This window comes from Burkholderia ubonensis (genome assembly GCF_902833085.1).
GTDB lineage: Bacteria > Pseudomonadota > Gammaproteobacteria > Burkholderiales > Burkholderiaceae > Burkholderia > Burkholderia ubonensis.
The window spans coordinates 654487-680131 of record NZ_CADFEB010000001.1 but is presented as its reverse complement, the minus strand read 5'-3'; the positions used below and the strand labels follow the sequence as shown (position 1 = coordinate 680131).

Here is a 25645-nt window from a genome sequence, read left to right as displayed (position 1 = left end):
TCCACGCACGGCAAACCTACCCGACCCACGGGGGCGGGGTCAATGGTCGACTTCTTCATTGAGCGTCCGGTCTTCGCGTCATCGATCGCCATCGTCATGGTGCTCGCGGGTCTCATTGCCTGGTTCAACCTTCCGGTCGAGCGCTTTCCGCAGATCACGCCGCCCCAGGTGCTCGTCAAGTCGACTTACACGGGCGCCAGCGCGCAGGTCGTCGCGGACACCGTGACCACGCCGCTGGAAGCGCAGATCAACGGCGTCGAAGGCATGAGCTACCTCTCGTCGGTCAGCGCGAACGACGGCAGCTCGACGATCACGGTCACGTTCGACGTCGGCTACGACATCAACATCGGCGCGGTCGACGTGCAGAACCGCGTGTCGCAGGCGACCGCGCAACTGCCCGGCATCGTCACGCAGACCGGCATCACGATCCAGAAGCAGAACCCGAACTTCGTGCTGGCCGTGAACCTCTATTCGCCCGATCATTCGATCGATCCGGTCACGCTCAGCAACTTCGCGTATCTGCAGGTCGTCGATGCGCTCAAGCGCCAGCCCGGCGTCAGCGACGTCACGATCTTCGGCGAGCGCCGCTATTCGATGCGCATCTGGCTCGACCCGGACAAGCTCGCCGCGCTCGGCATGACCGCCACCGACGTTCAGAACGCGATCCTCGACCAGAACGTGCAGGTCGCGGCCGGCAAGTTCGGCGAAGCGCCGGCGCCGCCCGGCACGCCGTTCCAGTATCAGGTCAACACGCAGGGCCAGCTCGCCGACGCGCGGCAATTCGGCGGCATCGTGCTGCGCGCCGGCACCGCGAACGCCGCCGCCGTACACCTGCGCGACGTCGCGCGCACCGACCTCGGCGCGCAGCAATACACGTCGAGCGCGTCCGTCAACGAAAACCCGGCGGTGCTGATCGCCGTGTTCCAGCTGCCGAGCGCGAATGCGCTGGATCTCGACCAGCGCGTGAAGGCGACGATGCAATCGCTCGCGCGGCGCTTCCCGAAGGGCATGGCGTGGGGCATCACCTACGACACCACGATGTTCGTCTCCGCGTCGATGACCGAAGTGGCGAAGACGCTCGGCTTCGCGCTGCTGCTCGTGCTCGGCGTCGTGTACCTGTTCCTGCAGAGCTGGCGCACGACGGTGATTCCGATGATCGCGATTCCGGTGGCGCTCGTCGGCACCCTCGCAATCATGCTGGTGCTGCGCTTCTCGCTGAACACGGTCAGCCTGCTCGGCATGGTGCTCGCGATCGGCCTCGTCGTGGACGACGCGATCGTCGTGGTCGAGAACGTCGAGCGCCAGCTCCAGAGCGGGCTGGCGCCGATGGCGGCCACCAAGCAGGCGATGCGCGAAGTGACGGGGCCGATCGTCGCGACCTCGGCGGTGCTCGGCGCGGTGTTCGTGCCGATCGCGTTCCTGCCGGGCATCACGGGCCGCCTCTACAACCAGTTCGCGCTGACGATCGCGATCTCCGTGATGCTGTCGGCCTTCAATTCGCTGACGCTCAGCCCGGCCCTGTGCGCGGTGCTGCTGCGCCACGGGCAAGCACGGCGGTTCGTGCTGTTCCGCGCGTTCAATCGCGGCTTCGACTGGGCGCGGCAGCGCTACGCCGGTTCGGTGCGCCGGCTGATCGGCGCGCGCTGGCTCGCGCTGGCGCTGTTCGCGGGCGGCCTCGCCGTCACCTGGCTGCTGAATGCGACGATTCCGCACGCGTTCCTGCCGGTCGAGGACCCGGGCTATTTCTACGTGATCACGCAGTTGCCGAACGGCGCGTCGCTGCAACGCACCGAAGCCGTGATCGAGAAAACCCGCGCGCTGCTGCGCGCGACGCCGGGCGTCGCCAACGTGCTGTCGATCAGCGGCCTCAATTTCGTGACGCGCGCGACCGCGCCGAACAGCGCCGCCCAGTTCGTGATCCTGAAGCCGTGGGACGAGCGCGGCGAGCAACAGAGCGTCGCCCGCCTGATCGCTCAGGTGCAGCCGAGGCTCGCGCAGATTCCCGAAGCGCTGTCGCTCGCGCTGAATCCGCCGGCGATTTCCGGGCTCGGCACCTTCGGCGGTTTCGATTTCGAGATCGAGGACCTGGCGGGCCGCGGCAGCGTCGCGCTCGACGAGGCGACCCACGCGTTTCTCGCGGAGGCGCGCCGGCAGCCCGAGCTCGACGCGCGCACGCTGCTGACCAGCTTCAACACGTCGACGCCGCAGTTCGATTTCCGGCTCGATCGCGACAAGGCGAAGCTGCTGGGCCTGAACGTCGACGACGTGTTCCACACGATGCAGATCTATCTCGGCTCGCTGTTCGTCAACAACGTCACGCTGTTCGGCCGCAATTTCCAGGTCGTCGTGCAGGCGGACAGCCGCGCGCGCGGCAGCAAGGACGACCTGTCGCGCCTCTATGTGCGCAATGCCGCGGGCGGCATGGTGCCGCTCGCGACCCTCGGGCAGCTGCGGCCGATGGTCGGCCCCGAGACGGTGCCGCGCTACGACGTGTACGGCGCGGCCGAGATCACCGGCAGCGCGGCGCCCGGCTACAGCTCGGGCCAGGCGATCGCCGCGATGCAGCGCGCCGCCCGCGTGCTGCCCGCGGATTTCGGCTACGACTGGACCGGCATCACCTATCAGGAGCTGCAGGCCGGCTCGGTCGCCGGCATCGTGTTCGCGCTCGCGATCGTGTTCGTGTTCCTGTTCCTCGCGGCGCAGTACGAAAGCTGGTCGCTGCCGTTCACGATCATCCTCACGGTGCCGCTCGCGTTGTTCGGCGCGCTGGGGCTGCTGTGGCTGCGCCGCATGCAGGTCGACATCTACGCGCAGATCGGCTTCGTGCTGCTGATCGGGCTCGCGGCGAAGAACGCGATCCTGATCGTCGAGTTCGCGAAGCGGCGCCGCGAGGCCGGCCTCGACATCGTCGACGCGGTGACCGAGGCGGCGCGCCTGCGGCTGCGGCCGATCCTGATGACGGCGTTCGCGTTCATCTTCGGCGCGCTCCCGCTGATGGTCGCCACGGGCGCCGGCGCCGCGAGCCGGCAATCGATCGGCACCACGGTAGTCGGCGGCATGCTCGCGGCGACGCTGCTGTCGCTCGGCTTCGTGCCGATCTTCTACGCGGTGATCGAGCGGCTGCGCGAAACGATGCGCGGGAAGCTCGCACGCGCGCACGGGCCGCACGGCCCGCCGCCCGCGGCATGACCGGCGCGCGAGGCGATGATGAAAACCCACCGATTCGCGCTGGTTGCCGCCGCCGCGATTGCCGTCGCGCTGGGCGTGGCGCTGCTGGTCCCGCGCGGCGCACGGCGCGCCGCCGTCGATCCGCCGCCGGCCCCGCCCGCCGCCGCGATCGAGGTGCCCGTGACGCGGGTCGTCGCGCGGACGGTGCCCGTCTATCTCGACTATGTCGGCACGACCGACGCGATTCGCGCCGTCACGCTCCAGGCGCAAGTCACCGGCTACCTGCTGAAGCAGGCCGCGCCGGACGGCGCCGACGTGGCCGCCAACGCGCTGCTGTACCGGATCGACCCGCGCACCTATCAGGCGACGCTCGACGCGGCCACCGCGCAGGCGGCCAAGGACGCGGCCGCGCTCGACTACGCGAGTGCGAGCCATCACCGCAATGCCATCCTGAACCGGAGCGGCGACGTGTCGACCGACACGCTGCAGCAATCGGCGAGCACCGAGCGCCAGAACCGCGCGGCCGTCGCGGCGGACCGCGCGCAGATCGAAGCGGCGCGCCTCAATCTGCTGTTCACCGAAATCCGCGCGCCGTTCGCCGGCCGTCTCGGCCTGAGCCTCGTCCACGAGGGCGCGCTGATCAGCACGGCGGGCACGCAGCTGAATACCCTCGTGCAGCTCGACCCGATCTACGCGACCTTCAATCCGCCGGACACCGACCTGCCCGCGATCCAGGCGCGCCAGTCACAGGGCGCGATTCCGGCGGAGGTCGCCGTCGGCCACGCGAGCGCGCCGCAATACCACGGCAGGCTGACCCTGCTCGACAACAGCATCGTGCGCGGCACCGGCACGATCACCGCGCGCGCGACGATCGACAACCCCGGCCATACGCTGCTGCCGGGGCAGTTCATCCACGTGCGCCTGCACGTCGCCGACCAGCCCGCCACCCTGCTGGTGCCGCAAGTCGCCGTCGGCTCGAACCAGCTCGGCCAGTACGTGTACGTCGTCGGCCCCGGCAACCGGGTCGAACAGCGCTACGTCACGCTCGGCGCCGACTACCCGCCGCTCGTCGCGGTACGCCAGGGCGTGGCCGACGGGGAGACGGTCGTCGTCGGCAATCTGCTGAAGCTCGGCCCTGGCACGCTGGTGCGGCCGATGCCGGCCGGCACGCCGCCCACCAAAACGCCCGCCGCGCCCACCGGGAGCCGCGCGCCATGATCGCCCATCGCGCCCGCCCGCGTGTAGTCGGGTTCGAACCCGGCTTCGAACCCGGCGTTGCCGTTCCCGGCCGCGGCCTCGCCTGCGCCGTGCTCGCGGCGGCATGGCTCGCCGGCTGCACGGTCGGGCCCGACTTCGTGCGGCCGGCGCCGCCCCAGGCCGGCGGCTATGCGCGCGAGCCGCTGCCGGCGCAGACCGTCGCGTCCGATATCCACGGCGGCGAAGCGCAGCATTTCGTGCAGGGGCTCGATCTTCCCGGCGACTGGTGGACGCTGTTCCGCTCACCCCCGCTCAACGCGATCATCGAGCGCGCGCTGGCGGCCAACCCGAGCCTGCAAGCCGCGCAAGCGGCGCTGCGCGAGGCGAACGAAACGCGCGTCGCGGGCGAAGGCGCCCTCTTTCCGACAATCAGCGCCGGCGCGTCGGTCACACGCGAAAAAAAGGCGCCCGCGTCGATCGGCAGCGGCAGCGCGATCCCGCCCTTCACGCTCAAGAGCGCGTCGGTGAACGTCACCTATCTGCTCGACGTGTGGGGCGGCACGCGCAGGCAGGTCGAAGCGCTGGCCGCGCAGGCCGAATTCCAGCGGTTCGAACTCGAGGCCAGCTACCTGACGCTGATCTCGAACGTCGTGCTGGCCGCGCTGCAGGACGCGTCGCTGCGCGCGCAGGTCGCCGCGACGCACGAGATCGTCGAAATCGAGACGCAGCAGCTCGCCGGGCTGAAGCGCGAATTCGCGATCGGCGCCGCGGCCAATCCCGCGGTGCTGGCGCAGGCCGCCGCGCTGGCCCAGGCGCGCGCCGCGCTGCCGCCGCTGCAGAAACAGCTCGCGCAGACGCGCAACCAGCTCGCCGCCTATCTCGGCCGCTTCCCGAACGACGCGCCGACGGAAACGTTCGAGCTCGAATCGTTGCAGTTGCCCGTCACGCTGCCCGTCAGCCTGCCGTCGCAACTGGTCGCGCAGCGTCCCGACATTCGCGCGTCGGAAGCGCTGCTGCATGCCGCGAGCGCCGAAATCGGCGTCGCCACCGCCAACCTGCTGCCGCAACTGACGCTCAGCGCCGCCTACGGCAGCGAGACCGCGCAGACGCTGTTCGGACCGGGAACGGCCGTCTGGAACATCGGCGCCGGGCTGCTGCAGCCGCTCTTCGAAGGCGGCACGCTGCTGCATCGCCGGCGCGCGGCGATCGCCGCTTACGATGCGGCGGCGGCGCAGTATCGCGTCACGGTCGTCACCGCGTTCCAGAACGTCGCGGATGCGCTGCGGGCGCTGCAATCGGACGCGAACGCCGTCGACGCGCAGGCGGCCGCCGAACGCGCCGCCGCGGACAGCCTCGCCGCGTCGCAACGCCGGTTCCGCATCGGCGAGATCAACCATCTTGCGCTGCTCGATGCGCAACGGACCTACCAGCAGGCCCGCCTCGGCGAGATCCAGGCGCGGGTCGCGCGCTACTCGGACGTCGTCGCGCTGTTTCAGGCGCTCGGCGGCGGATGGTGGAACCGCACCGACGTGCGGGAAGACGGCGGCAACGCCGTCGCCCGCTAGCGAATTCGATGCCATCCGGCTCCGCTTTGCGCCATGCCGCCTACACTTAAGTTGGGCCGCGCAGGCTGGCGTGAGGCTGCGCCACGAAAGGGATCAATCGCATTTTCCGAGCCAGCAGCCATCGATAGCGAGCACCGCACGGTCGCGTTCGGCGGCGACCGAGGAATTCGTATCGTCTCCGGAACCGTTTCGAGGGCAAACCACCACGGAGGCGGTTTTATGAACAGCAAGCTTTCCAACCCGGCGCCGCTCGGACTGGCCGGGTTCGCACTCACGACCTGGATGCTCAGCATGGTGAACGCCGGCTGGTACAGCGCGGACGCGCTGGGCCTCGTGCTGGCGGTCGCGTTCGCGTTCGGCGGCACCGCGCAAATGATCGCGGGCGTGCTCGAATTCCCGCGCGGCAACACGCTGGGCACGGTGGCGTTCCTCAGCTATGGCGCCTTCTGGTGGTCCTTCGCGCTGTTCGTCGCATTCCTGGGCACGAAGGTTCCGGAATCGTTCGTCGGCTGGTACCTGATGGCGTGGGGCGTCTTCACGTTCTACATGTGGATCGGCTCGCTGCACACGAGCACGTCCGTGCAACTGGTGTTCCTGTCGTTGTGGATCACGTTCCTGATGCTGGCGATCGGCGCGTGGACCGGGTCGAGCCTGGCCACGCAGATCGGCGGCTACACGGGCCTCGTGACCGCGCTGCTGGCGTTCTACGCATCGGCGGCCATGATCATCAACGAAGCCTTCGGCCATACCGTGCTGCCGACGCACGACTGGTCGCAAGGCCATCCGCGAGCGGCGTGACCCACCGGCGGGCCGGCGGGCGCGCATCGGACGCGCCGGCCGGCGCCGCCGGCCATCGCATCGCCCCCCGAACCGGAATTCGTCATATCGCATACGCACACCATCGCACCTGGTGCCTCGACCCGTGAAAGACGGACCCATGACGCGCCGCCGCCGGCAGCACGTTCACTTCGTGCTCCGGGCACCTGGGAGCAAGGAGGATCTGCCATGTCACGAGACAAGCCGTCGCACCGCGCTGCCGCCGAATCGCACGCGGCCGACGTTTCCGAGGCGCAAATCGCCGTCCACTGGCCCGAGGAGGATTACTTCCTGCCGCCCGCCTCGTTCATCGGCCAGGCCAACCTGACCGACCCGGGCGTGTTCGAGCGCTTTTCCCTCGACAGGTTTCCCGAGTGCTTCAAGGAGTTCGCGGAGCTGCTCGACTGGTACAAGTATTGGGAGACGACCTTCGACGCGAGCCATCCGCCGTTCTGGCGCTGGTTCGTCGGCGGCAGGCTCAACGCGTGCTACAACTGCGTGGATCGCCATCTGCCGAAGTACCGCAACAAGACCGCGATCCATTTCGTGCCCGAACTCGAATCCGAGGCGGTCCAGCACGTCACGTACCAGGAGCTCTATGTCCGCGTCAACGAATTCGCCGCGCTGTTGCGCGACGTGTTCGGCCTGAAGGCCGGTGATCGCGTGACCCTGCACATGCCGATGGTGGCCGAACTGCCGATCACGATGCTCGCCTGCGCGCGGCTCGGCGTGATTCACTCGCAGGTGTTCAGCGGCTTCAGCGGCGCGGCGTGCGCCGACCGCATCCTCGATTCGGAAAGCCGCCTGCTGATCACGATGGATGCCTATTACCGCGGCGGCAAGCTGCTCGACCACAAGGAAAAGGCGGACATCGCGTTCGCCGAAGCGGCCGGCAAAGGCCACGCGGCCGAGAAGGTGCTGGTCTGGCAGCGCTATCCGGGCAAGTACTCGAGCCCGACGCCGCTCGTCGAAGGCCGCGACGTGATCGTCAACGATGCGCTCGAGCGGTTCCGCGGCAGGTTGATCGACCCGGTCGAGATGCCGGCGGAAGCGCCGCTGTTCCTCATGTACTCGAGCGGCACCACCGGACGCCCGAAGGGCTGCCAGCACTCGACCGGCGGCTTCCTGTCGTATGTGGCGTGGACCTCGAAATACATCCAGGACATCCATCCCGAGGACGTGTACTGGTGCATGGCCGACATCGGCTGGATCACCGGCCATTCGTACATCGTCTATGGCCCGCTCGCGCTCGCGACCTCGACGGTCATCTACGAAGGCGTGCCGGTCTACCCCGATCCCGGCCGGCCGTGGCGCATTGCCGAGCAGCTCGGCGTCAACATCTTCCACACGTCGCCGACGGCGATCCGTGCACTGCGACGCGCCGGGCCGGACGAGCCCGCGAAGTACCACTATCACTTCAAGCACATGACGACCGTCGGCGAGCCGATCGAGCCCGAAGTGTGGAAGTGGTATCACAAGGTGGTCGGCAAGGGCGAGGCCGTGATCGTCGATACGTGGTGGCAGACGGAAACGGGCGGCTTCCTGTGCAGCACCGTGCCGGCGCTGCACAAGATGAAACCCGGCAGCGCCGGCCCGGGAATTCCGGGCATTCATCCGGTGATCTACGACGACGACGGCAACGAGCTGCCGCAGGGGTCCGGCAAGGCCGGCAACATCTGCATCCGCAACCCGTGGCCGGGCGCGTTCCAGACCATCTGGAAGGCCCCGGAGCGCTACGTGCAGACGTACTACAGCCGCTACTGCCGCGACCGGAACAGCAAGGACTGGCGCGACTGGCCGTACATGGCGGGCGACGGCGCCGTCGATGCCGCGGACGGCTATTTCCGGATTCTCGGCCGCATCGACGACGTGATCAACGTCGCGGGCCACCGGCTCGGCACCAAGGAGATCGAGTCGGCGGCGCTGCTGGTTCCCGACGTCGTCGAGGCGGCGGTCGTGCCGGTCGCCGACGAGATCAAGGGCAAGGTGCCCGAGCTCTATGTGTCGCTGAAGCCCGGCGTGGAAGCGTCGGAGCAGCTCGCCAGGCTGGTGTCGGAATCGGTGGTCGAGCGGATCGGCTCGATCGCGAAGCCGCACCGGGTGCTGATCGTCCCGGACATGCCGAAAACCCGCTCGGGCAAGATCATGCGGCGCGTGCTCGCGGCGCTGTCGAACCATCAGGACCCCGGCGACGTATCGACGCTCGCCAACCCGGAGATCGTCGACAGCCTGAGGACGCTCGTGAAGTAAAAATAATCGAGAGGACTTCGATCGATCGGCATCTCGTCGTGCGGGCACGACGGGATGCCGTCATGCCATCTCCGGCCTCGGCTCGACGGGCTGCTGCGCGCGCCGCAGGTGATGCGCGGCCAGCTTGCGCCGCACCGCCTGCTCGAATTGCTGCGTCGCTGTCGCGGGCTCGCGCCGCGCGAAACCGAGCACGTTGCGCACGATCTGGATCGGCGTCAGCACGACGCCCCACGGCAGCCCCCACCAGCCGCAGACGGCGGACGTGAGAATCGCCATCGCCTGCTTCTTGCGGCCGCAGCGCCGGCAGCAGACATGACGGCGCGTCGCCCATTGCGTGACGAACACCAGCGACACCACGCGATGGACCGCGTGGACGTCGATGGGGCCGTCCTCGCGCTTGCAGATCGGGCATGGGCCGTGGCGGCAGTCGTCGACGTATTGATGCACCGTGACCGCGGGCAGGCGCTCGGCGACGACGAGCACCGAGTGCGCTTGCGCGCATTGCTCGCCGCAATAGCGGTGACGGTCGATCGTCTGGCCGCCGATGAAGAATGTCTTGCCGCAGTTGCTGCACTCTGCCACGTTACCCCCGGATGCGTTTTTTTATGTCGTGCGCGATGAACCTGGATCTACACGTGATTTATCGGCATGCGGCGGGGAGTCTTGAACGACATTTTGATGACAGGTTCCGTCGGGCTGTGCAAATCCCTGTCAGGGTTGTGAACATTTCGATAAACGGACTTGCGGTTCACGCGGAGGAATGGCGATGCCGTTGAAAATCGGAGCGCTCGCAAAACGGGCGGGGCTGACCGTTCGGGCGCTGCGAGATAGTGTTCAGCTCTACCCCCTTTTCACCAGACGCCACGTCACCCAGTGCGCCTTCAACTCGCCAAGGTTGTCCCGGACCAGCATGTCGGGCATCGTCGCGCCGCGTTCGACTTGAACGGTCTTGCCACCGTATTCGTCCGTGCGCCACTCGCCGGAAACCGGGCAGACATCGCTGGTACGAACGGGCGCGACGGCTTCAGGTGCCAGCGGTTCCGATTTTCTGGGCGGTTCGAGGAAGTATTGCGATTCGTCAGGGATGACGCCGTCCAGGTAGCGTGCGTCTTCCCACAGCAGGCGCCAGTGGGTAGGTCTGGGTACGACGGTGAAGTTCGCCGCATCGAGAAGCGAGAGATTGGGCGCTTCGGTGTCAGCGATCAAGTAATTGAAACAGCCGTCGCTTTCGAACAGTTTTGCACCAATCGGAATGACACCGAGTACGCGGCTTTGCTCGATGGTGACGGGCTCCCAGATGCCGTCGCACGGAACCGTCTGACCGGACTGAATTACCGGTCCAAACGAATCGGGTACACCTGGCAAGATCTCGGGAAATGTCGGGTAAGCAAGCTCATAGAACCCGTGCTTGTAGTCAGCAGGATCCAACAGTGCGTCAGGCGATCTCAAACGCGCGAAGCGAAAGTTCGACCTTACTTCCAGTGGCGCGTGATCCATCTGAAATTGGGACGCACGCATCAGCTTGTAAAGTGCATCGACCTTGGGAGGATAGGGCTCGGTCTGACCGCGCTCCCAGTAATTCGGATTGCGGTAAAAGTAGCCGCCTAGCTCGTCGAATCGATCGATTGCCTGTTCGAGTGCTTGCCCTGCGCGCCAGACGAAGCGGCGGCCATGCGCAAGCTCGGCGAGCCCCTTGTCGTAGCAGTTCAGGATTTCATAAATGGTCTTGAGGTGGTCCGCCTCCATGACGTCCGGATCGTTCGCCGGCCACGTCTTGATCGCGGTCTCGTACGCATCCGCGAATACCTTGAAGGCGTCGTATTTGGCTTTCCAGAGCGACCAACTGGTCAAGCGCTGGAGCAACCAGAAAACCTTGCGACGCGTGACGTCACTCTCCATATCGTGTTCGTTCATGGGCGTCGCTCCGCCTCCCGACGAGACCGCCTGCGCATCGCCTGAACCGCTAAGCCCTTTTCACCAGACGCCACGTCACCCAGTGCGCCTTCAACTCGCCAAGGTTGTCCCGGACCAGCATGTCGGGCATCGTCGCGCCGCGTTCGACTTGAACGGTCTTGCCACCGTATTCGTCCGTGCGCCACTCGCCGGACACCGGGCAGACCTCGCTGGTACGAACGGGCGCGACGGCTTCAGGTGCAAACGGTTCCGATTTCCTGGGTGGTTCGAGGAAGTATTGCGATTCATCAGGAATGACGCCATCCAGGTAGCGTGTGTCTTCCCACAGCAGGCGCCAGTGGGTAGGTCTGGCCGTTACTTTGAAGGTAGTTTTATCCAGAAGCGCGAGCTTGGGGGCGGCCGTATCCGCGACGAAATAGTTGAAGCACCCGTCGTTTTCGAACAATTTGGAACCGACCGGCAGTATGCCGAGTACACGATTTTGCTCGATTGTGACCGGCTCCCAGATGCCATCGCAAGGAACCTTCTGATCGGATCGAATCACCGGGCCGGGCGAATCGGGAACTTCGGGCAAGGCTTCAGCGAAGATCGGATACGGGAGTTCGTAAGCGCCTTGGTTGTACGCATCGCGATCCAATAGTGCCCACGGCGATCTCAGCTGAGCGAAATTGTCATCGGGACCCAACACCTCCAGCGGCGCATGTTCCATCTGGACCTGAGACGCCCGCATCAGTCTGGCGAGCGCGTCGACTTTGGGAGGATAAGGTGCAACTTGGCCACCACTCTCCCAATAATCCGGATTCCGATAGAAATACTTGGCGAGATAATTGGATCGATTGACAACTCGGTCGAGGGCTTGACCTTTCTTCCATACATAGCGGTAGCCACGAGCGAGTTCATCGAGTCCTTTCTCGTAATTCCCCAGGATTTCGTAGATTGCCGTGAGATGGTCCGCCTCCATCGCCTCCGGGTCGGTCGGCATCCACGTCTTGATCGCCGTCTCATACGCAACGGCAAATTCCTTGAAAGCGTTGTGCTTTGCTCTCCAAACGGACAAGCTCGTCAATCGCTGGAGCAACCAGAAAACCTTGCGCCGCGTGACATCATCCTGCATGTCATACTGATTCATCGCTTTAATCACTCGCGTATTTCGTCACTTACATTGGCTTCGGAAGCGGCAAACCTTCACTTGGCGCGAACTTCGCTTTCCGCAAGCTTCCGAGTGGCAGCCGCATTCACATCTTCCGCAGCTTTTCCGTAGCCGTACACTTTTTCAACGTTTTCCCAGTTCGTCTTGTAGAACTTGAAGAGCACTCCTTTGATTTTTTTCTGAGCGAAATTCAGGTCATGCTTTTTCATTATTTCGCCGACGTTTGTAATAGCGGTGGCGACCTCTTCTCCAAAATTGGCGAGCAACTGTTCCGCCCCTCCTTCGAGATGCTGAAGCGGCTCGCCGTCGCTGTATTGCTCGGCAGCCTTACCCATCCACGCCTTCGCCTCAGGCCATAGTTCTGCGAGATTGTCTGGCAGATGCGCGATCGTGATGAAACCGTTCGCATTGTATGAATCCAGCACAGCACATGGTCCGCGCCATGCTTCGGCATTCTTCGGCGCCTCACCGACGCCCCAATATGCGGCGGTGGCGAAGCCGCCGGCCTTCGAGTCACCACCGACAAGGCCCTCCCTGCCGAACACCCGGAACAGCTTTTTTCCTGCCAGCTTACTCGAGTTCACGGCTGCGATCTCGCCATGGAACGAGGCTATGCTCAGAAAGACCTTTTCATCACCAAAAACACGCATCGTATCTTTCTTGTAGAAAAGATCTGGATAGCCTTCCTCAATTTTAGGTCCAAATTTCCCACGTAATGCCGCCACGATCTCGCCGTCTTCAGCCGATGCATGAATCGAAGCGTACCGCCCCTGCGGCAACTTCCGCACCCGAACCTTCTCCTCGAGCACCGCCTCCGATTCCCGCTCGACCCTGGGCTTCCCGCCCGTCGCGACCGACCGCTTCTCCCCTTCATACGCGGTGTTCTGCAACACCCGAATCTTGTTCTCGAGTTCATCGAGCGCCTTCGGCACCATCTTGTCGGCCAGTTTCGGCAACTCGTCGAATCCGCCCGCGACCGTCTGAAGCTGCAGCTGCCACGGATTCGGCAGCATCTTGCCGACTCGCGCGTCGAGCACCTGCTTGATCGTGCGATGCATGCTCTCGCAGAAGCTTTTCAGCTTGTCGAGCAGCGGCTTCTGGTATTTCCGCACGTCGAGCGAGCGCAACCACTTGAGCGCATCACCGTGCCCCATGCGGTTCAGGAAATGCACGACCTCGATGAGCAGCTTCCGATCCTTCGCCGCGTCGCCCGTGACACGCAGCGCCAACCGCCCCACGCCCTTGACCACGCCGCCGTACACCGGGATCAGCGCGAACAGCAGCACGACGAGCAAAATCCACTCCGAAACTTCATGCCGCTTCCGGGGTTCGGTGCTCATCCCGATGCTGACGGCAAGCAGATCGCGCACGGCCGTCACGTCGCCGACGCCCGGGATCATGCCGATTGCCGCATCGGTCAGAATCTGGCTGATGGTCTGTTTTTCGTTGAACGCCCCCTGCATCGTTCCCCAGCACCATTGCCCCACTTCCATCGAAGTTTGTTTGAAATCCTCAAGGCTCCAACTCACGCTCACGCTCCCCCGTGTTTCTTGATCAGCGAATCGATGTCGCCTTCGGACAGCGACTCGTTCCTGAAGTCCGGATTCTTCGTCTGATTCTTCCGTGCATAAGCGCGCGCATCCGGGCCCAGCACCACCTGAACGTTGCCGACAGGCACGTCTTCCAGATGCATCCGGCCCTGTGCGTCCAGCACGCCTTCGCGGGTGCTGCCGTCCGACAGCGTCGCGACATACTTCGCGTGTTGAACCGGCTCGTCGTCGTGGTAGAGGTACTGCAGCGCGGCGTTGTGTCGCGACGTCGGCAGCATCGGCAGCAGATAGTCCTGTCCCGCAGGACCGCTGAATGCGTGCTGGCTGCCCTTGATGTCGATCTTGCCCGGTGCGTGGACTTCGATGTCGCCGCCTTTGATGCGGATGTATGCGCCGCCCGACGTCAGCAGGATTTCCTTCTCGGCGGCAATCTCGATCTTCTCGGTCGCGGACAGCAGCTTCACGCTCTTTTGCGCAGTCAGTTCGATGCTGTCGGAGTGCGCCTGGATCTCGACCTTGCCCTTGGCGGCAAACAGCTTCATTCCCGCGTTCTGCACGAACAGGCTCAACTTCTCCGCGACGCTCGCGAGCAGCGACTTGCCGCTCGCGATATGCGTGCTCTGTCCGCTGACGACGTTCACCTGCTGCTCGGCCGCCAGATGCACCGACTGCTGCGTCGACATCCCGATCCCTGACGGGCTGCCGAACAGCATCATCGGCTCCTTGAACGCGTTCGCGTTGCCGGTGCCGCCGCCCGCCGTGCGCCCGCCCGACGCCGCGCCCGGCGCGCTGTCCTGCGTCGCGTCGGTGAACGCGCGCAGCGCTTCGTGCGCGTCCTTCAGGTTCTCGGCCTGATGCTGTTCGCTGACGCCCGACAGCGCCTCGACGAGGCCCTCCGCGTTCACGAGCTGCTGCTGCGCTTCCTTCACGTCGAGCGGCTGGCTGTTCGGCGCTTTCGGATGCGTCGTCACGTACAAACCCTGGCTCGCACGCACCGCGCCGTATGCATCCGATCGAAGATCGAAACCGGCGCCGAGATACGCCCCGCGCGCATTGCCGTTCTGGTCGATCAAATAACCGAGATGCAGCAGGCTGTTCGCACTGCTGCTCATCAGCTGCACGCGGTTCTGCCCGGTCGCGTCGTCCATCACGAGCTGGTTGTAGCCGCTGCCCGAATACTCTTTCGACCGGTACCCGGACAGAATGCCGTCGCTATGCCATTGCGGCTTGGCTGCGCCGTTATAGACGCGGCCCACGGCCAACGGCCGATCGCAATCGCCGCCAGCGTAGTCGATCAGCACCTCCTCGCCGATGCGCGGGATGTGCACGCCGCCGTATCCGCTGCCGCTGTCCGACTGCACGACGCGCACCCAGCACGACGCGTTCTCGTTGCCCGGATTCACGCGATCCCAGACGAACCGCACGCGGATGCGATTCAGCTCGTCGGTGTAGACCTCCTCGCCTTGCGGCCCGACGACGATCGCCGTCTCCAGACGCATATCGGGCTTCGCGTGCTCGAATCGGCTGCGGTACGGCACCGTCGCGCGCTGCGCTTCGACTTCGACGAGATAGAAGCCGACGGAGCCGTCGGCGTGCGAAACCTGCAACGACGTGTCGGCCGAGCGGCCGGCGCGTGCGTCGGCAATGTCGCGGTACAGGCTGTGCGGGAAACTCGGCGCACGGGTGACCGGCAGATTGTTCTCGATCCACCACGACACCTCGATCGTCGCGAACTCGCGCTGCGCGTCACTGTCGCCGTCGTGCGCCGGATGGTCGGTCAGCACGAAACGCCGGCCCGCATCCATCGCGCGGATCCCGCCGACACCGTAGAACCGCTTCGCACGCGACTCCCACTCCTCCATGCGAACGCCGGACAGTTTGTCCCCGCGTTGCTGGTCCGGAAACGCGTACGCGCCGGTATATTCGTAGACTTCGAGCTGATTCGGCAAAGCGCCCTGGTTTCCGGCCGTCGGCACCATCGTGCCTTTCGGGTTCGCGGCAACGGACGGGCTCTTGTAGTCGAATGTCCGTGTGGTGAGCGTGACGCTTTGCAGCGTGCGCGTCCCCGACCATTGCGTGAACGCGTCGGCCTCGGCATGCGTGCTCGAGCGGTAGAATGCAACGGTTTTCGGCGACAACTGCGGGAAAGTGTCCGGCCGATCCGTGATGACCAGCGTATGGGATCGGCCGTCGTCGGCCTGTTCCCAGTAGCCGAACAGCCCCTCGCTCTCGAGCAGGCGGTGCACGAAATTCCAGTCGGTCTCGCTTTGCCGCGTGTACGAGCGGTTCGGCAACGATTCCGACAGGGCAAAGCGGAACCGGCCGCGAGCCTCCGGGTGCTGGTTCAGCACGTCGGACACGATGTCCTCGACCGTCTTGTCGATCCAGATCTTCTGGTCACGCCGGAACTTCAGCACGTGCATCCATGCCTGCAGCGTGATCTGGTACGTCGTGAGGCCGCCATCGGCGCCCAGCCGGCTCGCGGTATAGACGTAGCCGTGGATCGGGCGATACTCGCCGGTCGCTTGCTGGATCCAGAGGGTGGCGGGCTGGGCGATGAGCTGCTTCAATTCGATCGCACCATCCGGCGACACGACGTCCAGCGTGAACGTATAGTCCCGGCCGATCGTCGAACGCCCGACGGCCCGCTGTACCACCAGCGCGTTCGGCCCAAGCGGGGTATCGAGCCTCAACAACCGGTCCTGCTGAATCAAGCCGCCTCGCAACGCGGCAGCCAAGTCCTGCACGTTCATTGTTAGCCTTTCGTTTTTATTACGACGCTCTCGGATAGCGTCAGATGAATGCGGCGCGATTTTACCTGCAGTACTGCACTGCGTGACGAGAACACCCAGTGAACGAGGGGACGAGTGAGGCACACGCATCCATCCGCCGATGGCAGGCGTCGTCACGTTCTTGACGCGAAGTCTTGAACGACATTTTGATGACAGGCGCTGTCGGGCCGTTCGAATACCTGTCAAAGCTGACAATACAGAAATCGAAATTTCACTGCGCCTCGCTGCGCATTTTCATAATTCAATAAAACATGCCATTCCAAAATGACGCCAGCATCTTGCCCACTATTTTTCACAAGGAGGCTTATGCGCTTAATCGAATTTAAAAAGATTCAAAAATCATCAGCAGGAGACGAAAATGACTGTCATTCAAGTTGGACTTGTCGACAAGACGGCAAGCATCGATCCGTCTTTTGTGGAAGCGGCGGTCGCGGCGCTGAATATTCAAGTCATGCGCGACCTTCCGTCGATCTGGAACATCCGGGCGACAGTGCGCTACTTGCCGTCTACAAGCCGGGAACGCAATATAGCTTCAATGGAAAGATCGACAAGCCGCGCGCGGTTCTGCCGGGGGATATATTTCCTGGATCGATCCGCAAACCGACAGGTGGCAGCAGTTGCAGTACTTCGACACGACCGGAACGCCGACCATTGTCGATCTCGGCCCTGCGCCGGCCGATCGGAAGAGTCTTCGGGAGTGGGTGCACGAACGGCGCGGCCCCGCACCGGATGGCTTGAGAACCACGTTGGCCCTCTCGCAGGAGTCGAAGAACGACAGGCTCATGGAGGAATGCCGCCGCCATCGGAAAGTGCTGCGGGATATTGCCGAGCGCCGCGCGGATCTGTACTGAGTTCAGTTGCCGTCCGAAGGCCAGACGCGCGTACGGAATGCAAGCGGTCTGCCCGCATCGGCAAAGCACCTTTCGGGCCTCGTGCCGTCGAGGCCCGATTTGTCGTCAGGAAGACGTGTCGGCCTTCCCGGCGACCGGCGGCGCGTCGAGCGCCTCCAGCGCTTCCATCAACTCCCCGCGCAACGACAGCCACAACTCAGCAAACAAGTCGAGCCCTTCATCCCGCACCAGCTGCTCCAGCCCCGAGCACAGCTCCGCCAGCACGCGGTGCCCGACCGACAGGAACCCGCCGCTTTGCAAATGCAGCTCACGCACCACCGTCTCGGCGTCGCGCGCCGTCAGCGCCCGGTCGATCGACGCCAGCGATCCGTGCGTCACCTCCCGCATCGCCGCCAGCACCGTCTTCGGCAACGCGCGGATTTCGTCCGCGTCCCCCGCCTCCTCGTCCATCGGCGCGACGTGCGCAGTTGCGCTCAACGCGTGCGCCAGCACCGTCAGCGTCACCGGCTTCGCCAGCAGCGCGCGAACCCCGGCCGCCGCGCATCGCTGCTGCTCGTCCGGACCGGCATGCGCGGTCATCGCCACGATCGGCACATGCGCGTTCCGCTCGCGTATTGCGTCCGCGAGCATCCAGCCATCCATGTCGGGCAATCCCAGATCCGTCAGCACGAAATCGAAGCGGTTCCGATCGAACGCCGCCAACGCCTGCTCGCCATTCGCGACGATCGTCGCATCGACGCCCAGCTCGCGGAACTGGTCGGCGAACATCAAGCCGCTCGCCGGATGATCCTCGACGACCAGCACTCGCAGCGGCGCGCCGTCCGCGCCGACGAAACGCCCGCCGGCGCTTGCCTCGCTCGCGTCGCCGTCGCCCGGCTCGACTTCCGTCACGCGCAACGGCAGGCAAACGCGAAACTCGCTGCCCGCGCCGGGTTCGCTGCGCACCGAAATCTCGCCGCCCATCGCGTCGACCAGACGCCTGCACAATGCAAGCCCGAGACCCGTCCCGCCGTACCGTCGATGAATCGAATCGTCCGCCTGCTGATACAGCGCGAAGATCGTCGCCTGCGCGGATTCGGGAATGCCGATGCCGGTATCGATCACGCCGATGTCGACATAGTCGCGTCCGTCGGCCTGACGCCCGCGCGCGGTGATCGTCACATCCCCCGTCTCGGTGAACTTGATCGCATTGCTCAGCAGGTTCGACACGACCTGCCTGATGCGGATCGGATCGCCGACACGGTAGCGCGGCCAGTCCGGCGCGACGTCGCAGACCAGCCGCAACCCCTTGGTCGCCGCCAGCGGCCTGAACGAATCGGCAACCGCGTTCAGCAACGCGACGCAATCGAACGGCACCGCGTCGATGCGCAACTGCCCCGCCTCGACCTTCGACAGATCGAGCACGTCGTTCAGGATATGCAGCAGCGACGAAGACGACGAATCGACGATCTCCAGACGCTTGCGCTGCACGTCCGGCAGTGTTCCGCGCTTCATCAGCTCGAGGTTGCCGATCACCGCGTTCAGCGGCGTGCGGATTTCGTGGCTCATCGTCGCGAGAAACACCGACTTCGCCTTATTCGCCTGATCCGCCGCGCGCCGCGCTGCTTCAAGCGATTGCTCGGTCAGCTTGCGGGCGGTGATGTCCACCGCCGTGCACAGCAGCGCGTCCCTGCCGCGATACTTGACTCGCACGAGGTTGACGAGCAGATGCGTTTCGCTTGCAGGCTGGCTTTGGCGGTTGAACGCGATTTCCGATGAAACGGGCGCGGAACGCGCTGACGCTGCGCATTCTCGCCGCGAGCGCGCGAACAGTTGCCAGATCCGCGACGACAGCGTCTCGCCTTGCGCATCGTGTTCATCACGCGCCATCACCTCGTTGCGCAGCAGCACCTGGCCGTCCGCTTCGCCGATCAGCGCAAGGCCCACGGGCGCGGTGCGGATCAGCGTGCGGTTCAGCCGCTCGCTCTCCTGCAGGCGGGTGGCGCGCAGATAGGACGGCACGAGAATGCGGCGGTTGATGACGATCAGTCCGCCGGCCAGCAGCGCAAGACCGACCAGCGTGACCGCCGCAATCACCCCGAGACGCGGCGCGTTGCGGGCCAGGACGGTGCGCATCGAATACGTGTGGACGAGTTCCCAGTCGGTATCCGGAATCGAGTCATGAATGACGACGCGCCCTCTATGCCGATACTGCTCCATCGCATTCGGGCGAGCACTGCCGAGCGTCCGCACCGCGTCCGTGATATCGGCATTGCGTGCGCCCGGCGGTTGCAGCAGCACGTCGTGCGACGGATCGATCACCGCAAGCGCGCCGTCCCGGCTGTTGACACCCACGGCGCTCATCACGTCGGCCGGACGCACGGCGCGCACGATCAGCGCGAGCGGACGATCGTGATGATCGAGCACCCAGCTCGCGAGACGCACCATGCGTTCCGACGTCACCGGATCGCCGCGTGGCGGCAGCCACATCACGTGGTCTGCCGCGTGCTCCGGATGCGCGGCCGCGTCGCGCACGATTGCGGCCACATCGGGCCACGCGCGTGCGACCGAACCCGGCAGGTCGTCGAGCCTGTCGCGCGGCGGCATCTCGCCCGGCGCGACGCGCAGCAGCGTGCCGACGAACCGGCCGTCGAGGCCGATCATATAGAAGTTCGCCACCGCGAAAGCCGTTTGCTTGCGCTCCGCGCCGGCGGTGAAGAGTCTCTCGCTCAGCGCAAGCAGCGGCGCATTGCCGCCCGCCCGATCCCGCACTGCCTGCGCTGCGAAGACGATCGTCGGGTCGAGCCGATCCTGACGGACGATGCCTGCGTGGGCGGCGTACGCCGCAGCAACGGTTGGCGACGGCTTCGCACCCGGATCCCAGATGCCTTCCGCCACCGCCGTCATGCGCTTCAGGATGGTTGTGCTCTCCGTCATGCAGACCAGCAGCCGGGACTTCTCCGCAGCAAAGTGCAGCCGCATTGCCGCATGGAAATCGCCGATGTCGATCCATACCGCCGCCACCGCGCACAGCACGATGAACAGGCCGAGCGTCCCGCCGCCGGCCGCGAGCAGCGTACGTTGATACGCACGCATCCAGCCCGGATCGAAGTCGCGTCGACGCCTCGGTTGCCGCAGCCTACGTAACCTTGCCCCGATCGAACGCATCTCGTGATACCGGTCAATCGCCGGACGGCCCGGCGTCAGACTTCGCCGGATCGAGTGCGCCCTCGTAGCGAATCAGATCCGCGTCGCGCTTCATGCCGAGCTTGCGCATCGCGGTGAGCTTCTGCGCGCTGATCGTCTTCTTGCTGCGGTTGAGTTTTTCCGCGATTTCGGTGACCTTGTACCCTTCGCGGAACAGCCGGACGATTTCGGCTTCACGCTGCGACAGCGGGTTGCCGCCCGACGGATCGCCATCGTCGAGCAGCGCGGCAATCGTCGGCGACAGGTACTGGCCGTGCACGAATGCCGCATGCACGGCGGCGACGATATGTGACATCGCATCGGACTTGCTGCAGATGCACCGCACGCCGAGCGTCTGCAGCGCGCGAAACACGGCGGGCGAATTGAGCATCGTAACGGTGACGAAGCGCAGGTCGGGATAACGACGGTGCAGGTAGCCGATCAGCGCCTGGCCGTCACCGTGCTCGCCGGACGGCATCACGTAATCGAGGACCAGGACGTCGCACGGTGATGCATCGAGTTTCTCGATCAATGCGGCGGCGCTCGGGACGACCGCGACGACTTCGATCATCGGCATGTCAGTCAGCATCTGCGCGATGCCGTGGCCGGTCACCGGATGGTCGTCCGCAACGATCACGCGCACCGAGAATTCGTTCATTGAGCGTCCGTGGAGTCGGCGTCACGCGGCGCCGCGAAAGGTTTTAGGCAAATGCCGTACTGTCCCTCCATTTTATCTCAATAAAGTCGGCCGACGCCGGCCGGCCACGCGACTTCATATTCCAGGCTTGTCCCCGCTACTTATAGTAAATTTCCACTGCCGCGCCGGCATTGAATTTGCCCAGTTTCGGCGTGCTCGTGCGCCACTTCAGGCTCGCCAGAAAACGGTGCGTGTTGGACAGTTCCGATGTTTGTGGCGTCAGGACAAACTCCTTCTGGAAGGTGAGCGCGGTTAATTCCCCCGCCCTGAGAAGATTGATGCCGACAGAAGGATTATCCGAAGGCACAAGTGTCGTATTGCTGTCGGCCAGCGTTGCGTTCACCGGGGTCAAGAAAGCATTGATCCCATAGACGGCGCTACCGCTTGCGCAAGTCCGCATCTCGGCAATCGTGAACGGCGTTTGCACGATCACCTGTTCCGGCTTCGGAACCGGATTGGCGGTACTGATTCCGTTGAATTTGATCGTGCTGGGACTAATGGTGATTCTCGACTCGCAAGGGACATAACGCAGCTTATTGAGGCCCTTGACCGTCGTGTTGTAGCTATTGCCCGGGCGTACCCCTCCTTGTCCATCGAATTGCAAGGCCATGTAATCTGCGATCGAAGCCATCGGCCCTTCTTTGGCCGTGCCGGCCGGTGACTTCTTCACAATAAAGATAGAGTAGGTGAACTGCTTTCGTTCCTTCTGCCAGCCGCACGTCGTGTTGGCGCCGCAACCGTCGACCCATATGCTCGTCTTCAACTTCCCGCCCGCCAAGGATGAATAGAGGTAGTCCTTCCCCTCGTAGGTGACGCCGATTTCCAGGTCGGCCCCAAGAGAGACTCCTTTCGGGTTGACGTATAAGTAGATGTACTCGCCCGGGTAGCCGTTAAGGTCCACCCAACAATCCATCGAAGCCGTCTGCGTGGGCTGCCGCCAGAGAACCTTTCCTTTCGGCTGCGTGTTGGGAACTGCAATCGTCGTGTCAACAGTAGTGGTAACACTCACCGTGGACGAGTTCGCGAGCGTACAGATCAAGGCATAACTCTTTGGCATCCAGATCATGAGCGCTGCAGCCAGCAACAGGATCCTATGAAGTTTCATTGACTATTCTCCAGTGACAAATGGATTCAGGGCACCGACTGCAGCGCGGACGTGCGAGGGTGCTGGAATCCGCTATCGCTGATGTAGACGTAGCTGACACCATCCGGCGCCGTTGCACATCCGGAGCCGGGCAGTGGCGTCGTGGAGTATGGTTCCAGCATCCAGTGCCGGAGCGTCTCCCCGCAGGCATTTCCCGTGCTGTCCTGCAGCTTGATGTCGGTCAGCGTGAGGTAGTAAGGCGAATCGTTGTGCGCGTTCGGGACAGCAGATCCGGGCTTGCGCACCCATCCAAGTCGGTTAATCGCCTCTTGCGGATCCATGGAAAGCCGCGGGCGATAGAAGAACTTGAGATGATGCCGGATAGCGAACTGGAGGCTGTCGGTACCTTCCGGCATCTTCGGAATCTCCGTCACGGAAAGCATGAAGTAGGATTCCCGATCAACCGGAAGTCCCTCCCCCTGATAAATGATGTCCTCGAAAGCGCTTTGCCGTGACGGGACGAGAAGCAGCGGCTTGGATACTGCGATGGGGAGGTATCGCCCGGCCTTTTCGTTTCCCCACTCGATATTGACCTGCACGAGGACCGGTTCGTCTCCATCGTTCTCGATCCCGATGCCTTTTCTGCCATTCTTCTCATCCATGACGAAGCGGGTATAACCGCCGAAATGGATATCTGCCAGGGCGGCAGTCGATTGCAGCATTGTCGCCAGAAGAGCGGCCTTCAACAGCGCGACCGATGGCCCGATCAAAAACAAAAGCAGTCTGTTCAGCATGACATTTACGGCATGAAAGACGCCGCCTCCTTTTAACTTGGTGCGCGACCAGGCAAACGGAAACACTCGATGGATCACCCGGCCGCGCGCACCGCCTGGTCTGCTTTGCACTCGCAACCGGCCGCATCAATTCGAACCAGCAATCTTTCCCACGGAGCATTGCGTTTCCACGCGCTCGTAGGCCAGCATCGTGTTCTGCGCCTTCAGCGCGTAGCCGATCGTGCATTGCTTGTCGCCCCACTGCACGTCGATGCTGCCCTTGTCCTCGATGCCGAACACCAGCAGGCGCGACTGGTTGTCCACCATGCCGAGCAGCTTGCCCTTCGCGTCGTACGCCTGCGCGCCGAACGGCACCTTGCCGCCGTCGTCCTGGCTCAGCTCGAACTGCACGCGCCGCCCTGACTCCGCTTCGAAGCGGGTCTTCACGATGGCCCCGCGCGTCGGCACCACCATCTTCGCGTTGTCGGTAATCTCCGTATGCGTGCCGATGCTCGACGGATCGATGTTCAGCCAGTTCTGGCGATACGGCTGCAGATACGGCACGACCGCATAGCCGCGCCGGTCGGTGCGCACCGTCGGCGATCCGCCGAACGTCACGTCGCGCACCTTCGGCACCTCGACCACCGCGAACGTCTCGCCGACCGGCTGGCCGAGCGTGATGCCGCCGCCATGCACGACGACGGAGCCCGATGCGCCCGCGTCGAAATGCCGGCCCGAACGATCCTGCGTGAAGTTGCCGGTCAGCTTCGCCTTCGCCGTATCCCAGCCCGCGCTGACGCCGCCCGAGCCGCCGCCGTCGCGGCTGTAGCCGGCCTGCACGCCGTAGTTGACGGTGTTGCTGTCGTTCAGGTAACCCGACACGCCGGTCTGCACGTTGAAGTCGCCGCGCGTCGACGACACCGCGTTCGCATACAGGCGATGCGAGCTCGACGCCTTGCCCAGCGGAATGCTCACCGACACGTTGAACTGCGTGTCCGGCCGCCCGAACGGCCCCGACTCCTGGATGTGCGATGCCGACACGCTGTAGCTGATGTTCTTGTAGCTGTTGCTGTAGCCGACCTGATAGCGGCGGCTGCGTCCTTCGCCGTTCCAGTAGGTCGTGTCGCCGATGCCGGCGAACATCGAGCCGCTGCCGAGCGGCTGGTTGATGTTCACGTCGAGGCGGCTTTTCTGACGCGCGACGCGCGGCCCGAACGAACGGTCCGTATCCTCGACGTGCTGGCTCAGCGTGCGGTAGCCGTCCGTCGAATAGCGGTAGCCGACCATCGTGAACGTCGTATTGGTCGAATGGAGCGTCTTCGAATACAGGAACCGCAAGCTCTGCCCTTGCCGGGTGCCCGCCGACGTGCGCGACCGGCTCGCCGTGACGTCCAGCGACATGCCGCCGATGCGCGTGTTCACGCCGATGCCGAGGGCTGCCGCCACGTAGTTTTCCGCGGCGATGATGCCGCCGTAGCCGGTGAAGTTGTCGGACATGCCGTACACCAGCGTGCCCTGCGTGAACTTCGGGCTCGACTGGCCCTGGACGCGATACTGGCCGGCGGAAAACGAATACCGCAGGCTGCCGCGCCGAACCATGACCGGCAGGTACGAGTACGGCTGGGTGAATCGGCGCACGCGCCCGTCCGACTCGGTGATCCGAATCTCGAGGTCGCCGTTCGAGCCGCTCGGATAGATGTCGGTGATCTCGAACGCGCCCGGCGGCACCGGCGTCGAGTAGATCACGTAGCCGTTCTGCCGCACCTCCACGATCGCATTGCTCTCGGCAATGCCGCGCACGACCGGCGCAAAGCCGACTTCGCTGTCCGGCAGCATGCCGAGATCGGTGCCGATCTGCGCGCCGACGAAGCGCACGCTGTCGAAGATGTCGCCCGACGTATACAGCTCGCCGGCCGCCACCTTGCTGCGCAGGCGCCGGATGTCGCGCTCGACATAGGTACGGTTGCTGGTGAAGCGGCTCTTCGCACCCGTGGTGCCGGTGAGCGTCGATTCGTTGCGGAAACGCCAGCCGCCGGCATTGAAGCCGTTGCGCAAACCGACGAAGTAGTACTCGTTGCTGTGGCCGTGGCTGTCGTTACGGCTGTAGCTCACCTGATAGTCGCTGTACAGCGCGGGAATGCCGTCGTCCCACAGCGACTGGTCCACGTAGCCGCGCGAGGTGCGCGACACGTACAGCTGCGGAAAGCTGATGTTCAACGACAGCGTATTGGATTCGAACTCCACCGAAGCGCCGTCCGCCACGGCGGGCAGGTCCACGATCGTCGTGTCGTCCGCGCCCGCAGCGATGCGCCCGTCCTTTTCCAGCCGCGTGACGTTGACGCCTGCGGTGCGCAACAGCCCGAGCGTGACCATCGGTTTGACGGCGCCGTCGGCGTCCGCGCGGAACACGACGTCCTGGCGCTTGACCAGCGTATGGTTCAGGTAGACGTCGACGTCATAGCTGCCGGGCAGCACCGCGCTGCCCTTCTCGAAATAGCTCAGCTCGACCGGACCTTCACCCTTACGCAGAAAGGACTCGTTGAACTCCACCGCGTGGCCCTGCGCCGGCAGCACCAGGCCGAGCAGCGCAAGGCACGGCGCGCCGATCTGCGCGGCCGTCCAGATATCGACTTCCTTCCTGACGTTCTCCATACCCTTTCTCTATGTTGATTC

At 64.5% G+C, this 25645-nt stretch carries 16 protein-coding genes; 6 read left to right on the top strand and 10 right to left on the bottom strand.

Features of this window, described 5'->3' with window-relative positions; genetic code table 11:
* Positions 1 to 42: 42 nt before the first annotated feature.
* From HWX31_RS02965 to acs, 5 genes are all read left to right on the top strand, one after another.
* A complete protein-coding gene (locus HWX31_RS02965; RefSeq protein ID WP_174962259.1) occupies positions 43 to 3189 on the top strand; it encodes an efflux RND transporter permease subunit in 3147 nt (1048 codons plus the stop codon).
* 18 nt (positions 3190 to 3207) lie between these two features.
* Complete coding sequence (locus HWX31_RS02960; RefSeq protein WP_174962257.1) at positions 3208 to 4386, top strand: efflux RND transporter periplasmic adaptor subunit; 1179 nt, start codon at positions 3208 to 3210, stop codon at positions 4384 to 4386.
* Positions 4383 to 5930 (top strand): efflux transporter outer membrane subunit, encoded by a 1548-nt coding sequence (locus HWX31_RS02955; protein WP_174962255.1) that lies wholly within the window; start codon positions 4383 to 4385, stop codon positions 5928 to 5930. The genes HWX31_RS02960 and HWX31_RS02955 overlap by 4 nt, the downstream gene beginning before the upstream one ends.
* A 219-nt stretch (positions 5931 to 6149) precedes the next feature.
* Positions 6150 to 6728, top strand: a complete 579-nt coding sequence (locus tag HWX31_RS02950; protein WP_174962252.1) for an acetate uptake transporter — start codon at positions 6150 to 6152, stop codon at positions 6726 to 6728.
* A gap of 207 nt (positions 6729 to 6935) precedes the next feature.
* Positions 6936 to 8996 carry an acetate--CoA ligase gene (acs, locus tag HWX31_RS02945; RefSeq protein WP_174962249.1) on the top strand — a complete coding sequence of 687 codons (2061 nt, stop codon included), beginning with the start codon at positions 6936 to 6938 and terminating at the stop codon, positions 8994 to 8996.
* A gap of 60 nt (positions 8997 to 9056) precedes the next feature.
* Here the strand turns inward: acs and HWX31_RS02940 are convergent, their stop codons facing one another.
* From HWX31_RS02940 to HWX31_RS02920, 5 genes are all read right to left on the bottom strand, one after another.
* Complete coding sequence (locus HWX31_RS02940; protein WP_174962247.1) at positions 9057 to 9578, bottom strand: hypothetical protein; 522 nt, start codon at positions 9576 to 9578, stop codon at positions 9057 to 9059.
* A gap of 258 nt (positions 9579 to 9836) precedes the next feature.
* Positions 9837 to 10910 carry an Imm72 family immunity protein gene (locus tag HWX31_RS02935; RefSeq protein WP_174962245.1) on the bottom strand — a complete coding sequence of 358 codons (1074 nt, stop codon included), beginning with the start codon at positions 10908 to 10910 and terminating at the stop codon, positions 9837 to 9839.
* Between the two features lie 49 nt (positions 10911 to 10959).
* Positions 10960 to 12051 (bottom strand): Imm72 family immunity protein, encoded by a 1092-nt coding sequence (locus HWX31_RS02930; RefSeq protein ID WP_244143630.1) that lies wholly within the window; start codon positions 12049 to 12051, stop codon positions 10960 to 10962.
* Positions 12052 to 12095: 44 nt separating this feature from the next.
* The gene (locus HWX31_RS02925; protein ID WP_174962243.1) at positions 12096 to 13589 is read right to left on the bottom strand and encodes a hypothetical protein; all 1494 of its coding nucleotides are present in this window, start codon (positions 13587 to 13589) and stop codon (positions 12096 to 12098) included.
* Positions 13590 to 13591: 2 nt separating this feature from the next.
* Positions 13592 to 16363: a type VI secretion system Vgr family protein gene (locus HWX31_RS02920; RefSeq protein ID WP_174962395.1), complete on the bottom strand. Its 2772-nt coding sequence runs from the start codon at positions 16361 to 16363 to the stop codon at positions 13592 to 13594.
* A gap of 656 nt (positions 16364 to 17019) precedes the next feature.
* Between HWX31_RS02920 and HWX31_RS34750 the strand changes: the two genes are divergently transcribed.
* Positions 17020 to 17253: a hypothetical protein gene (locus HWX31_RS34750; RefSeq protein ID WP_208456070.1), complete on the top strand. Its 234-nt coding sequence runs from the start codon at positions 17020 to 17022 to the stop codon at positions 17251 to 17253.
* A gap of 105 nt (positions 17254 to 17358) precedes the next feature.
* Here the strand turns inward: HWX31_RS34750 and HWX31_RS02910 are convergent, their stop codons facing one another.
* The 5 genes from HWX31_RS02910 to HWX31_RS02890 form a co-directional block, all read right to left on the bottom strand.
* Positions 17359 to 20328 carry a hybrid sensor histidine kinase/response regulator gene (locus HWX31_RS02910; RefSeq protein ID WP_244143629.1) on the bottom strand — a complete coding sequence of 990 codons (2970 nt, stop codon included), beginning with the start codon at positions 20326 to 20328 and terminating at the stop codon, positions 17359 to 17361.
* An 85-nt stretch (positions 20329 to 20413) separates the two neighbouring features.
* Positions 20414 to 21076, bottom strand: coding sequence for a response regulator (locus tag HWX31_RS02905; RefSeq protein ID WP_059660873.1), 663 nt, complete (start codon positions 21074 to 21076; stop codon positions 20414 to 20416).
* Between the two features lie 136 nt (positions 21077 to 21212).
* Positions 21213 to 22220, bottom strand: coding sequence for a fimbrial protein (locus HWX31_RS02900; RefSeq protein ID WP_174962239.1), 1008 nt, complete (start codon positions 22218 to 22220; stop codon positions 21213 to 21215).
* 26 nt (positions 22221 to 22246) lie between these two features.
* The gene (locus HWX31_RS02895; protein ID WP_174962237.1) at positions 22247 to 22993 is read right to left on the bottom strand and encodes a fimbrial biogenesis chaperone; all 747 of its coding nucleotides are present in this window, start codon (positions 22991 to 22993) and stop codon (positions 22247 to 22249) included.
* Between the two features lie 126 nt (positions 22994 to 23119).
* The gene (locus HWX31_RS02890; RefSeq protein ID WP_175933867.1) at positions 23120 to 25624 is read right to left on the bottom strand and encodes a fimbria/pilus outer membrane usher protein; all 2505 of its coding nucleotides are present in this window, start codon (positions 25622 to 25624) and stop codon (positions 23120 to 23122) included.
* Positions 25625 to 25645: the final 21 nt, after the last annotated feature.

What these genes read in the sequence shown, in the direction of transcription:
- HWX31_RS02965 (WP_174962259.1), top strand. Translation starts at nt 43, where the DNA reads ATGGTCGACTTCTTCATTGAGCGTCCGGTCTTCGCGTCATCGATCGCC.
- HWX31_RS02960 (WP_174962257.1), top strand. Translation starts at nt 3,208, where the DNA reads ATGAAAACCCACCGATTCGCGCTGGTTGCCGCCGCCGCGATTGCCGTC.
- HWX31_RS02955 (WP_174962255.1), top strand. Translation starts at nt 4,383, where the DNA reads ATGATCGCCCATCGCGCCCGCCCGCGTGTAGTCGGGTTCGAACCCGGC.
- HWX31_RS02950 (WP_174962252.1), top strand. Translation starts at nt 6,150, where the DNA reads ATGAACAGCAAGCTTTCCAACCCGGCGCCGCTCGGACTGGCCGGGTTC.
- acs (WP_174962249.1), top strand. Translation starts at nt 6,936, where the DNA reads ATGTCACGAGACAAGCCGTCGCACCGCGCTGCCGCCGAATCGCACGCG.
- HWX31_RS02935 (WP_174962245.1), bottom strand. Translation starts at nt 10,910, where the DNA reads ATGAACGAACACGATATGGAGAGTGACGTCACGCGTCGCAAGGTTTTC.
- HWX31_RS02920 (WP_174962395.1), bottom strand. Translation starts at nt 16,363, where the DNA reads ATGAACGTGCAGGACTTGGCTGCCGCGTTGCGAGGCGGCTTGATTCAG.
- HWX31_RS02910 (WP_244143629.1), bottom strand. Translation starts at nt 20,328, where the DNA reads ATGCGTGCGTATCAACGTACGCTGCTCGCGGCCGGCGGCGGGACGCTC.
- HWX31_RS02905 (WP_059660873.1), bottom strand. Translation starts at nt 21,076, where the DNA reads ATGAACGAATTCTCGGTGCGCGTGATCGTTGCGGACGACCATCCGGTG.
- HWX31_RS02900 (WP_174962239.1), bottom strand. Translation starts at nt 22,220, where the DNA reads ATGAAACTTCATAGGATCCTGTTGCTGGCTGCAGCGCTCATGATCTGG.
- HWX31_RS02895 (WP_174962237.1), bottom strand. Translation starts at nt 22,993, where the DNA reads ATGCTGAACAGACTGCTTTTGTTTTTGATCGGGCCATCGGTCGCGCTG.
- HWX31_RS02890 (WP_175933867.1), bottom strand. Translation starts at nt 25,624, where the DNA reads ATGGAGAACGTCAGGAAGGAAGTCGATATCTGGACGGCCGCGCAGATC.